This is a genomic window from Bacteroidota bacterium (assembly GCA_016183775.1).
Taxonomy (GTDB): Bacteria; Bacteroidota; Bacteroidia; order JABDFU01; family JABDFU01; genus JABDFU01.
This window is the reverse complement of the sequence record JACPDY010000097.1, coordinates 1-14042: the sequence shown is the minus strand read 5'-3', so window position 1 is coordinate 14042 and position 14042 is coordinate 1. Positions and strand designations below refer to the sequence as shown.

Sequence of the window (14042 nt, the reverse complement as noted above, 5' to 3'; positions counted from 1 at the left end):
ACATCCAGTCCGCAGCCTCGTTCAACTATTTGTTCGTATTCTATTTTTTCTGTTTCCATGATGCTATATTGTTTGATTATAGCACCAAAGTTAAATGTTCATTCCTCTTTGTGTTTATTAAATCATGAATGCTTCATCTGTATATAATTTTGTTTATACGTTTTGCGTTACATTATTTCACAATTGAAACGTTGCCTTTCAATTTTATTTCGGTATTTGTTTTAATACAAGTTGCTTTCAGATAGTATACGTATGTCCCCGATTCCATCGGGTTACCTTTTTTTGTCCCATTCCAACCATGTGTTTGATCAAAAGCCTCAAACAATAAGTTGCCCCAGCGATCGTATATAGCCCAATATATATTTGTTAATCCATTTCCTTCTATATATAGGATATCGTTTTTCCCATCATTATTCGGAGAGAATATGTTCGCAATAAATGCATCTGAATCATCCTCTGAACAACCCTGTTTAACAATTATGTCTATCATTGCCGTTCGCTGACATCCATCCGCATCATTAACAGTTACCGTATAAATAGTGGATATCACAGGTGTAGCAACCGGATTAGCACAATCAGTACATGATAACCCAAATGCGGGCGTCCAGGTATACGTTAAACTGTTGCCCCCGCTGCTGGTTACAATTATATCTACATGACCTCCATAATTAATAAATTGCTGTGCCGGGATAATAGTTATAGGAGTAGACATCTCGGTTCCAACAGTTATATTGGCCGATGTACTACATCCTTTCGCATCAGTAATTGTAATTGAATAAGCTCCTGCAGAAAGATTAAATATAGAGTCCGTAACCAAGCCATTGCTCCAACTATAAGTATACTGAGCTGTGCCTCCTTTTGCATTTGCGACAGCACTTCCATTGTTTCCGCTACAGCCGGCATCATAAGCCAAAGGAACAAGTGTCAAAATAGCAGGTTCAATTAATGTTACAGTAGAAATACTTGAACATCCCTTTGAATCGGTAACCGTTATGGTGTAAGTATCCACAGATAGATTTGTAAGCTGATCAGATAAGCTGCCGGAAACCGAACTTATTCCGTTACTCCAACTGTAAGTATAAGGCGGAGTGCCGTTTGTAACTGTTGCAGTCGCCGTTCCGGTGTTCCCGCCATTGCAAAGTACAGGAGTACCCGAAGTAGTGGTTGTAAGACCTCCCACATTAACAATTGAAACACTTGCTGTTTTTGTACAATTATTTGCATCCATTACGGTAACAATATAAATACCCACTGATAAATTTGTTACCGCTGTACCCGTAGCCGGAATATTCCAATTGTAAGTTAAAATGCCGGTTCCTCCTGACGAAGAAGTTATTGCAGAACCATCGCTTTTTCCACATGTCGCGTTTGTTGTAGTAAATGTTGGCGGAACAATCGCAACAGGCTCTGTAATAGTTACGTTCGTAGATACCTGGCAACCATTGGCATCTGTAATTGTTACAAAGTAAGTGGCAGCGGGTTGTGAACTTATGCTGCTCGTAAGTGAGGAAGTAACGGCAGCGGAACCTCCACTCCAGCTGTATGTATAAGGTGCAGTTCCGTTCGTTATAGTTACAGTAGCTGAACCATCAGTTCCACTGTTACACAAAACATCAAAGGGAGCTACAGATGTTATGGCAGGTCCATTAATACTGCTTATGGTAGCCACTGTTGTTACCTCACAGCCGATATTGTCCGTTACTGTTAGCGTGTACGATCCTGCTCCTAATCCGCTTGCCGAAGCACTTGTACCTGCCGGTGGATTCCAGCTATACGTGTATGGTAAAGTTCCTCCTCCCGCAGTCACATTAATAGTACCGGTATTGTTTCCACAATTGCTTGGCGTAGTTAAAGGGGTTGCAGTAATTGCAACTGTTTGTTGAGTAACAGTAACAGTAAACGAATCGGAACAACCGCCACCTTCTTTAACCAGAATAGTATAGGTCCCGGTTGAAAGACCTGTGGCCGATGAAGTAGTTTGCCCCGATGGATTCCAAACATACGTATAGGGTGAGGTTCCTCCTGATGGAAGAACAGTTGCCGTACCATCGCTTTTGGTACACATAGCAGGAGTTGCTGTTAGTGCTGCCGTAGGTTTAGTACAATTAGAACAAAATTTCATTATAAACATATCGTCGCCGGCATCCACCCCATTATTAAATACTCCATCGTAATAAGCCGGTGCTCCGGGATTCTTGAGTCCATTACTGCCAGAACCCCACCACTCTCCTCCCACATACAGGCAACCCTGTACCGGATCTATAGCTAAGGCGGAGCCGAAATCAGAGACAGTAAAACCTCCGGGGTTATTAGTAGCTCCTTGATAAGTAGCCCATTTACGCACGCCTGTATTAGAAAACTGAAGAATGAAAGCATCCCCGCCACCTAACATAGCCGCATTAAAAAAGCCTCCTGAATTTTGGGTGGGGAAGTCTGTGGATTTGGTTATGCCGGTAACAAACAGATCTCCTGTTGCGTCAACGATTATTTCTCTATCCCTATCGGAACCATAAACGCCGTCTTTTCCGGATCCTCCATAATATGTTGCCCATTGGCGCACTCCTGTGTTATCAAATTTTAATAGAAATAGATCAGTTATATTCCATCCTGTACCACCTCCGAATGCAGCCTGGTAATATGCCCCCCCACCGGGATCATAAGTAGGAAAACCGGCGCCGTCTACCTGACCCATTATAAATACATTCGCATTTGCATCTGTTGCAATTGAGAAGCCCCCTTCATTCTTGTTTCCTCCATAATACGTCGCCCACTGACGTACGCCTGCATTATTAAATTTTAAGATGAATGCGTCATCGGCAGCTCCAATCTTTGCAGGCTGATTGTATGCTCCGGCGAGATTGAGAACAGGCAAATTTGCAGAGCCTGTTTCACCGGTAACATAGACATTGCCGGTTCCATCAAGGGCTAATGCATTACCGACATCAGCTCCGCTTCCACCATAGTACGACGACCATTGCTGTATGCCCATATTATTGAACTTCGCAATGAATGCATCATTAGCCCCGCCAGGGGGCTGGTTATATCCGCCTCCGGATACAATAGATAAATTTGTAGAATTTGTTTCCCCTGTTATAAATATATTCCCATTTGCATCTGAGGCAATAGTGTGTCCGATATCAGAGCCATTCCCTCCATAAAAAGTTGCCCATTGCCTTACGCCCGCGCCGTTAAATTTCAGAATAAAGGCATCGCTTCCACCACCAAAAACAGTTTGATTATAAGCTCCCGCCAGATTTTGTAAAGGGAAGCCTACGTAATTAGAGGTATAGCCGGTCACATATAAATTATTATTTGGATCTGTAGTCAGAGACATCGCGCCCTCAGTACTGAGGGACCCGGGTGGATCCGTACCTCCATAATATGTAACCCACAACCGTGCACCAGCACTACTGAATTTGAGAATTGCCATATCATACATTCCTCCATTATAAACACCGCTGTAATATCCCCCCGGCAGATTAAAAACAGGAAACTGACTGTCCCTTACATACCCGGACGCGTATAAATTTCCAACTGCATCAGCTGCAATGCTGCATAAACCATCAACTCCGCTTCCGCTGGAGCCGCCCCATGACCAGGAGCTTCCTCCATAATAGGTTCCCCAGATAAGGTTGGGTATCACGATCGGGTCGATGACGAGTGTTTGAGTTTTATCGTAACTGTTTATGGAAAATTGCAAATGTGCCTCATAACCGCCTTTGTCATTTTTTCGATTGATGGTTTTAAGGAACCTCGAAGGAATTATTTTTTCTGCCTGATAACTTACCGGGGCGGCTTCTGTAAGGATTCCGAGTTTAGTTTGTATTTCAATGGTTCCATTCTCATTCAGGTTAAGTTTGTTCAGGGAGGAATAAACAATTTCTATCTGGTTGGGATCGGCACCGGGGTGTGCTATGAAGTCATAGGTAAAACCTTTTTTTTCTGAAGTGTATATTACCCAATCTATGCCAGGATAGACTTCTTTTATCGTTATCCTGGAGGATGCTTTTACTCCGTAGATTCCACCAGGGCAATGGGAATAAAAAAAATTAAAATCTGTTTGCGAAGATTTTCCGGTTAAAATATTTTCCTTTTTTATAGCGGCTCCCGATAAAGTCATTTCTATTCTTTCCCATTCTGCCTTCGGTTTTTTTTTCTTCTCATCAGGAAGTTTCGCCATAGCTTCTTCCCTTTTTAAGGGAAAGAAAGAATTTTTATGTTCATCATCTTCCGGCAATTTGTAAAAAATGTAAGTAAAACCTGTTTGTGTCAGATATATATCCAGACCCGGCATTTGCGCTTTAAACAAAACAAATGGGATCGGATTACCTGATTCGTTTGTCATTTGCCCTTTGTTTTCAAGAAAGGCTACGACCGGTTGTTTCTGCATCCATTCCTGCGCCTTCTCTTTAAGAGCGCTATTCCCAGGTTTATCTTTCCCGTTAGCAGCAAAAATGGTAGTGTTACCAAGCAGGCAAAAAAAGACTTGAAAAATGAAAATTTGTTTTTTCATGGCAAAATGTTTTATCTACCAAATGAATTATACTTCATAATTCAGCTATCCTGTGATCATCTTATTATCAACTTTCTAAATGCTTCTTTTCCTTCCGAATAATTTATTTTTAAAATATAAATCCCTTTCGCATATTTTGAAATGTCTATATCCTCACTATATTTTCCGTTAGATCCTGATACGATTTCAGTATATATTTTTTGCCCCAACATATTATGTATTTCCATTGTTGCTTTTTCTATACCCACCGATTCAAAACTTAGTCTAAATTTCCCCGGACCGGGATTTGGAAAGATTTCGAGTGAGTTTTCCAATATTAAATCATTAATACCGGTACATACATCCACTTTTCCTGTTACCGAAGCCATAGGACTTACGCAACTGGGCTCCTGAATTACCCATTCATAAAACCAATAATAGTAGTTCTGAGCGTTTGGCGGCGTAGCGTCTGTATTGGTGATTGATATAACCCCCGGAATAGTATAGGGAAATGAATAAGGACCGGCGTTGTTTCTATACAATCGTTGCCCACTATTTGGTGCCAATTTAATTGCATAATCAGTGCCAGGACTAAGAGGCATGTCGAGAGTTATTATTGTACCATTCGGTGCATTTGGAATATTCACCGTTTTACTTTGTATTGTTTGTCCATTGTTATTTAGTATTTCAATAGTTCTGCTCCCTGCGGAATCGGTATAGACTTTTACAGTCTTTAGCGTGCAGGGGGTCAACACATCAAAATACATTCTTCTCAGAGAAGAGGAAAAATATCCTCCTCCTGTTAAATTATCGGGCTTCCCGGTATTTTTTTGAGGAGGGGAAACTATTTCCGAAACATAATAGGTTGTATTTGTTGAGATATTTACTGTATAAGAAGAGCCTGTGTTTACCGGACTTCCTCCTGCCTGTGACGTATACCAGTTTAATGTGCCATTATTTGATCCACTCGCCGAAAGGACAATCTTGCCCGGGCCGCACCGCAAACTGTCTGTAGTAGCAGGTGGAGTAGATTTCTGAACCTGTACGAATGAAAATTTTGTTAAAGTGTCACTCCCCACGCTGTTTGTAACAATCAGTTTTACCGTATATGTGCCATTTGTTGAATAGGTATGCGTCGGATTCTGTTGTGTTGAAGTGCTGCCGTCCCCAAAATTCCATGACCACGACGAAGGGTTATTTACTGTTAGATCAGAAAACTTAACAATGCCATCACATGACGTAAGAACATTTGCGCTGAAGTCTGCTATTGGACCCTTTGAACAACTAGATACAAGACAAGTACGGCTATTCTTATGGGCTAAGATAGCAGTGATATTTCCCTGGTCCCATGTTTGATTGGCGGGCCCGATGGATGGAGACATTATATAAGTCGAATTAGCAATTGTATGAATGGCTCCCCAGGTATGTCCGCACTCATGCGTTTGATCAACCCAGTTGCCAGCTGACCCAACGGAAAAGGAATGTTCCATTAAACAATATCTATCGGGGGTGCATATAACACCAAAATTTCCATCTGGCCGTGTGGCACCAATACCTATCACCCCGGTATTTCCAAATGCCTGCAGATCTCTTGAAGTCCATAAGTTTGCCAAATCGTAAGTTACATTTGTTCCGAATCCTCCTCCGTTTCCCCAATTCTTGAAGGAAGTAAGCAACGTATAAGCATCGGTTGAAGCATCCCATGGGTCACCTGTATTGGTGCTTACTATGTAAGTTGCCACGAGGTTATACCCTATTCCCACCGAAGGTTCCATGTATTTTGCTTCCACCATATTCAGAACATCCAGTATTTCCTTATTGGCTTTTGCAACAGTCCCCATTTCCTTAAAAAAAAGATAATCGGATGCAATGGCAAGATCAGTCATGGCACATGAAGCAGAACGTATCGTTTCCTCTGTTTTTAGCTTTTGAATAGTCCCTGTAACTTCTTTTATGCCACAGGAAATTTCCGATTCTCTTATGAAATCAGATGCTTTGTATAAAATATATAATCCTTGTGGAGCATCTTTCAAGAAATAATTCACCGGTTCAATAAACAGTTCTTCCTGGTTTTGCACAATAAAGCCCCTTAAAAATCCATCGTGTATAGAGAATCTCACTTGCTGATCCGCACTATAATTTGCCCAACCCAAGTAAGTTTCAGCGGGGGTTTCCGGATAAATTTCATCTCCGTTTTCAGTCCGGACTATTAGTTTGTGGTCCGGTGAACGCATGTCGTGCAATTGAAGAGTGATATCCCATGAAAAGGTATTGTCAAGTTCAACTCTGAAGTCAACTTGTTTTTTATTCCTGACAAATTCATTAATTGAATTGCCATCCAAATAATATAAGTTATATTGTTTAAATGCATTATTGATCGCCATCACAACAGTGGAATCTATGTTGTTTTTTACACTTGATGTTTGGGCAGCCTTAAAAACCATTTTCTGAGAAAAGGTTAAAAGTTCGGAACACAATAACAAAATGATTACAAAATGTTTTTTCATTTTTACCTGATTTAATCTTTGAAAAAAACCTAATTTATTTGAGAGCAAAATACCTGCCATTATCAGTTCTTCTGTTACGCCCAATGGAATATTTCCTGTGCTTTATCAGTGCGCTCTAATCAGCATTATAAATCCCCCTTTTGTTCCGTAATCCACTCCGTCCGTACCTTTCGCTTTTATAATATAATAGTAGGTTCCGTCCGGGACTTCCTGACCTGTACTTGTTCTTCCGTCCCAACTTCCGAGCGGGGAGTCCCAATGATAGATAAGCAGACCCCAGCGGTCGTATATTTCTACTTCAAGATCTGGAATGCCTTTGCCGCATAACTTCCATACGTCATTCTTTCCGTCATTATCAGGAGTAAATATATTTGGAATGCATAGCTCGGACTTCATATTTACTCGAATGGTTTTATAAGCTGTATCCGCACACCAGTTATTATATGTTATCAGCCTCACAACATATGTTCCTGAATCTTTATACAAATGCATAGGATTAAGTAAAGTATCCTGAATAAGATTGGACAGGCTATCCCCAAAGTTCCATTGGTAAACTGTTCCGCCTGTACTTTCGTCTGTAAAGTTTACAGTTAATGGGAATGTTCCTGTGACAGGATCAGATGTGAAATCTGCGTTAACTTTAGGAAGCTGATTTACAACTACTGTTGTGACTTTAGAGCAACCATAAGTGTCTCTTACTGTGACTGTATAGCTTCCCACCGCTACCGTAGCGATATTTGTTGTACTTACATCTGGTGACCATTGATAAATGTAATCAGGGATGCCTCCTGTTACACTTATAACTATTTTCCCATCATCTGTTTTTTTACAGGATACAAGCGTGCTGGTACTGCTTGCCGTCAGTGGAGTTGTTGATTCTTTAATGTCAACTTTGTCGGTTATCACGCAACCGTATTGATCGGTTACAGTTACTGTATAAATGCCTCCGGGTAAATTTATAGCTGTAGTACCGGTTTGCGGTGGTGTTGAAGACCATGATATGGTATATGGCATAGTTCCTCCTGCCGGAGTATAAATTGCTTTTCCGTTACCGGAGCCCATACAGGTTACCGGAGTATTAGACGTAATAGATCCTGCAAGAAGTGAGTTGGATTCTTTTATTGTGTCTATGACCGACTGTGAACAACCATATTGATCGGTTACAGTTATTGTATATATACCACCGGAAAGGTTATTGGCTGAACTTACTGTATTTCCACCCGGGCTCCATTGGTAAGTATATGCAGGGGTTCCGCCTGTAGCCGATATGTTTATACTGCCATTACCTGCTCCCGTACAAGTTACGGGAGTTTTTGTTATGCCGTTTATATTAAGCAGTGTAGCAGATTCCAATACGGATTTTATTATCGTTCGGCTGCATCCATACAAATCAGTTACTATAACAGTGTATATGCCACCGGAAAGACCTGTTGATGTATTAGTTGTATTTCCTGTTGGCGTCCACTGATAGGTGTATGTTGGAGTGCCGCCCGTGGCACTTATAGAAATACTTCCGTTAGCCGCACCTTTACACGTAACAGGTGTTGAATTGCTCACAGTCACACTGAATGGCAATGCAGATTCTTTTACAGAATCTACTAATGTTTGCTTACAGCCATACTGATCAGTTACATTAATTGTGTAGGTGCCTCCGGAAAGTCCTGTTACTATACTGCCCGATCCAACATTTGGAATCCATTGATATGTATAAGCGGGAGTACCACCTGTCGCCGTTATTGCTATAACGCCATTGCCTTCACCCTTGCATATTACGGGTACATTATTAGAAACATTGGCATTGAATGGAACTGTAGATTCCTTTATTGTTATTGTGTCATTCTTATTGCACCCTTTCGAATCGGTTACAAATACTGTGTATGTGCCGCGGGATAGCCCGGTGATAGAAACTGTTGTTTGTCCGCCGGGCTGCCATAGATAAGTATAAGCAGGAGTTCCCATTGTAGCGGTAATTGAGGCCGATCCATCCTGATCGCCTTTGCATGTTACGGGTTTATGGTTTGTGATGTTTGCCTGCAATATGCCTGGTGGTTGTGTGATTATTGTTGCCGTTGTTGCAGAGCAACCATTTTGATCAGTTACATTAACCGTATAATTACCTGCTACCAAATTGCCCGCTGTAGCAGTTGTTTGTCCGCCGGGTTGCCAGTAATAAGTGTACTGTGGTGTTCCGCCACCGGCTGAAACTGTGGCAGATCCGCTGTTACCGCCTGAGCAGCTTACACCAATGGATGAGGTAATGGATGCATTAAGTGCAGATACTGGTTGGGTAATTGTTACCATTTGTTGTACAGAACAATTCCTTGCATCTATAACTTTTACCGTATATGAGCCTGCGCTCAATCCCGTTGCTGTCTGATTCGTTTGTGCAGGGGACGTACTCCAGGAATAGCTGTAATTAGCAGTGCCTCCGATTGGTGTTACAGTAGCTGTGCCACTTTCCTTGCCATAACAGGCAACATTGCTTTGGCTGGCTATACTGGCTGTAAGAGGTGTACTTGGCTGTGTAATTGTTATTGTTTGTTGTGCAAAGCAATTCTGACTGTCTGTTAGAGTTAATGTGTATGTTCCAGCCGAAAGTCCTGTAACAGTTTGTCCGGTTTGTCCGGGAAGTGTACTCCACGAGTAAGTATAATTGGGTGTTCCTCCACTGGCTGCTATTGTAGCCGTTCCGTTTGTATTCCCAAAGCAATTAACATCCGTCTGAGATGAAATGTTGATTGCCAATGCGGGTGGTTGGGTAATAGTTACAATAGTAGTCCATGTACATGTAGTATCACTGATAGCAACAGTATAAATTCCTGCCGAAAGCCCTGTTGCTGTTGCTGCATTCTGCGCAGGTACTGTGCTCCATGAATAAGCAAACGGTCCTGTTCCCATCGGGGCAACAGTTGCGGTGCCATTAGTGTTTCCGTTGCAGCTGATATCTGTTTTATTTACTGAGGCAGCAAATGCGCATATAGGAGTGCAGGCCCCTTTGGCAAAAGGGATTGCAGCGGTACATGATGTGAGAGTTGCCTTTGCACAAACGGGAATTGAACCGCAATCGGTAACATTAGTGGTAGGATAAGCATAAGCAGGTGATTCAGTATCTAAATATTTTGCTCCCGCTCCGGCACCACTGGCATCACATATATCGAGATAACCTGATAAAGGAACTCCATTGAGTGTTGTTGAGATACCACTTACGAGAAGATATCCCCGTTCTGTTGCTGAGGCACCTCCAAACAAAGTACCATCGTCCTGAACAAAATTAGTAGTGAAAATAGTGCCCCCTGATATGATAATATTGCCGGTGCTGTTACGCTTCCAAAGTGAATCACCCACTGTTATACATCCACTATTTGTCAATGAAGAAATAATATCAATATTATCTGTAATATTTAGAATTGCTCCGGCCCGGTTGTATAAATTACCATTTGAAACAGTACCCATATACAGCCGCCCAAGCACTTCTATTTTACCATAATTGGTTATATCAGCGGTATAAAATACTTCGCCACAAATCCGGATATATCCATCCGCCTGATTAGTAATGCTGCGTGTAATGGATCCAGTGCTCAGGTTCGCTAAAAGCTGACCTGTTATTATTATGTTACCGGAGTTATCAATCAATCCCTCAATATGGGCGTTGCCACGAATATATACGGTGGAGCCGGGATAGTTTATGAAAGCGGATGCGGTAGTAGTTAAAGGATTTGTTAGAGTGGTTTTCAGAAAATTTCCTGAATTTGTTATTTCCATCAATCCGCAATTCTCAATATGTCCCTGTATGGAAATATTTCCAAAAACTGATAAGCGCCCTCCTGTGATATTCAAATATGGTTCCTGGGAGGTGGAAGATGATATTTTAGTAAAAGTTCCGGCGGTCGAAGAGATAAATCCTGCGTTTGAAACAGGTCCTTCTATCCGGATATTACCTGATGTCGTAAGTCTTGCAGCGGGTCTGTTATAGAAAGGCTCCCCTGTCCCTGTTTTGGTATACGTTCCATTTGTGGATGTAATTGTCCCATAATTATCAGTTGTCCCCTCTATGTTTATATTACCTGCTGCAGTAATTGTCCCTGTAGATTGATTAGTAATATAATATGTTGATCCTGTAGTAAGTTTAGTGATGGTTCCCTCGGATGATATGGATCCCGAGTTAATCATCTTATCCATAAAAATATTTCCAGCTGATGTTGTAATAGAGCCGGTTGCATAATTATTGGTAGCGCCTGTTGTAGCGGTTAGGGTAATATTTCCTGCAGCAGATAATATGCTTCCGTAATTACTAAAAGAACTGGTAGTATAATCAAGAACAATGTTTCCTTTTATATTCAGTGAAGCCCCTGCTTTATTTGTAAATCCCAACCCGGATATCCAGCTAAACCCTGAAATTGAAGTAGTAATGGTTCCTGAATTTATTACCTCGGTGGTTGTAAACGTTCCACTGCCGGTATGGTTGATAGTTCCGTTATTAGTAAGTGTACTCACATTGATTGTTGCCGTACCTTCAGTACACAATGTTACACCGGCATTTACCGTAAGTGTACCTGTAAGAGAAGTGCCGGTTGCAACACGGCTGTTAACACTAATTGTTTTATTGGCACCACTAATAGTAGGCCAAGCAGCATTGCATTGAGAATAAGAGATTGTTGTTTTACAAATGAAAAAAACAAAAATCAATTTAATATTTTGTAATAATATCTCAGGATATTTCATGGTTGATGTTTTACAATGTTGTGTACAGGGAGCTTTAATAAATGAATTTTTTTTTATTATAAATCCGTCGAATCTTTACAAAAACAATTTACTATTTAATGATCATCACTTTTCTTTGCACTTTATCTCCATCCGATGTATTCAACTTCATAAAATAAACACCGGCTGATAGCCCGGATGCATCCATGGTATATTTATAAGTGCCGGCTGTCAAATAACTTTGAGTCAATGTATTTATCTTCTGACCATAAACATCATAAACACATAGCTCAATGTATGATCCGGTAGTAATATCAAAATCAACAATCACTCGATCACTTGCCGGAGTAGGATATATTTCAAAATTTCTGATCCTCTGGTTTATTGACTCAATACCTGTTGCACATGATTTAAGGATCATTTCCGGAGGGCCACATGCCGGAGGAATTGTACTAATACTCATAGTATATATACCTCCTTCCAGCGTACCCTGAGAGATCGTTCGGGTTGAGCTTCCATTCGATATAATCGTCCTCATTAATTCTGTCTGGTCGTTTACATGGTCCAGGTTATTTGCATGCCCGAACTCATGCAATATGGCTGTTCTGAAATCATATTGACTATTTGTCGGAGGATTGGAGCCAAAATTCCAGGTATATCCGCTTGGGGCCTTCGGATTAATGGACATATCCATCAATTGTCTGCTCCATATAGAATTTGAATTACATTTGGTATAGTTAACCCATGTGGTTATTAATACCCCTACTTGCATAGATGGATCCATAAATACAACAGTTTCTGTGTCATTACTAACCACAGCGGATGTCGTTGGAGCTCCAATTCTAAAATTCACACCTGTTGCACAAGTCCATGTATCTATTGCCCATTGGATAGATTCTTTTAGGCTGACGTTATTATTTACAGCATTATTCAGATGAAAAGTATAACCACCCAGTCCGTTATAATCGTTCAGGGTTGACGAAAATATTCCTCCGAATGAATTATTGTTATAAGCTTCCATATAGTTATACTTTATGGAAAGCTTACCAGTACTTGTTGCAATCCCCGCACTATTTCCTACCTGGATAGTTCCTGTCCCTGTTTTATATCCGGTATAAATATCGGACGGAATATATACTTGTATTTTGGTGTCAGACCATGACACAAAATAAGGAGCTCCCGTTTGTTTAAATCGTGTACTTGGGGCCTCCGATTTTACAAAGGCCACATAATCGGTAGGTTGCCTGGTAGCACCAAAACCTGTTCCGTTTATTGTTAGTATTTGTTTAATGCCTCCCGAACCACTTGTAGGTGTAAAGGATGTTATTACCGGTGCGGCGGTGGCTTTTTTATTCAAACCACCTGTTGGTTTCTTTAGTTCATATTGCTTCAGCTCCTTAAAATTAGATTTGAGTTGAGAGGAGATTGTATTATATACTACATTAATATTTTCATATTGACTGAAGATGTCATTTGCCGTTCCGGTATTTTCATCATACTGTATCATTCCCTGGGCGCCTGCATACATTGAATATGTTGTTGCCGATGCAGCACTCGATGATAGTATTGTTCTTTTATCAAACTCTTCTGTAAAAAACAGTCCGATATCTCCTGCTGAAAGATTCAAACTTGTTGTGCTGGTTATTACCTGATTTTCTGTGAAGCCACCCTGGCTTATGATTTCCACATGGTTTTTATATATTTCTCCCTTAAACACTTTATATACTTCAACCATAGCTGAGGTATATAACATTCCGTGCGAATCGTTCCAAAATGATTTTGTTTCTAGCACTCTGCCTTCAATTATCGCTTTTGAATTAGTGATTCTGTCTGCGATTGGTACTTCGTAGAAAAGTCCGGCAAATGAAGAGATCGAAACCGATATCATTAGTAAACAAAAAAGCGATCGCGGTATTGCCCTGCTATAAAATTGTTTTCCATTGTTTGCCTGCCCTCTTGCCGCTAATAATTTAATTGTCTTTTTCATGGTTTTTGATTTAAATCGTTATTGCTATTTGTTTAAAAAAGTTTCATTTCACCAAACTCACATGTCCCACATAATTATGTTTCTTATCAAAAATGTCTATAAGTTTAACTTTCCATACATAGACATCCTGTTGAGCAATGTTTCCGCTGTTTGAGTTCAGGTCAGCTCCCCCTGGCATTACTTTTCCATCCCATTTACAGGCAGAAGGCATACAATCCTGACCCATTCTGTCCCAGTCCGTATTTTTCCCAGCGTATTGGCAATCCCAGATCAGGTTGCCCCAACGGTCGAATACCCAAATACCGTATTCCTTTATACCCCTTCCCTTACCAAAGAAATATTCATTCCCCCCATT

The 14042-nt window shown here is 40.9% G+C and carries 5 protein-coding genes; all 5 read right to left on the bottom strand.

The genetic code is table 11. From position 1 onward, the window contains the following. Positions 1–172 precede the first annotated feature (172 nt). Complete coding sequence (locus tag HYU69_12430) at positions 173–4513, bottom strand: gliding motility-associated C-terminal domain-containing protein (GenBank protein MBI2271144.1); 4341 nt, start codon at positions 4511–4513, stop codon at positions 173–175. 56 nt (positions 4514–4569) lie between these two features. Further along, entirely contained in the window at positions 4570–6999 is a 2430-nt protein-coding gene (locus HYU69_12425; protein MBI2271143.1) for a T9SS type A sorting domain-containing protein, read from the bottom strand. A gap of 105 nt (positions 7000–7104) precedes the next feature. Continuing rightward, positions 7105–11721 carry a gliding motility-associated C-terminal domain-containing protein gene (locus HYU69_12420; GenBank protein MBI2271142.1) on the bottom strand — a complete coding sequence of 1539 codons (4617 nt, stop codon included), beginning with the start codon at positions 11719–11721 and terminating at the stop codon, positions 7105–7107. A gap of 91 nt (positions 11722–11812) precedes the next feature. Next, a complete protein-coding gene (locus HYU69_12415) occupies positions 11813–13687 on the bottom strand; it encodes a T9SS type A sorting domain-containing protein (protein MBI2271141.1) in 1875 nt (624 codons plus the stop codon). A 43-nt stretch (positions 13688–13730) separates the two neighbouring features. Then, positions 13731–14042 (bottom strand): hypothetical protein (locus tag HYU69_12410; protein MBI2271140.1); only part of this gene is annotated, 312 nt, incomplete at its 5' end.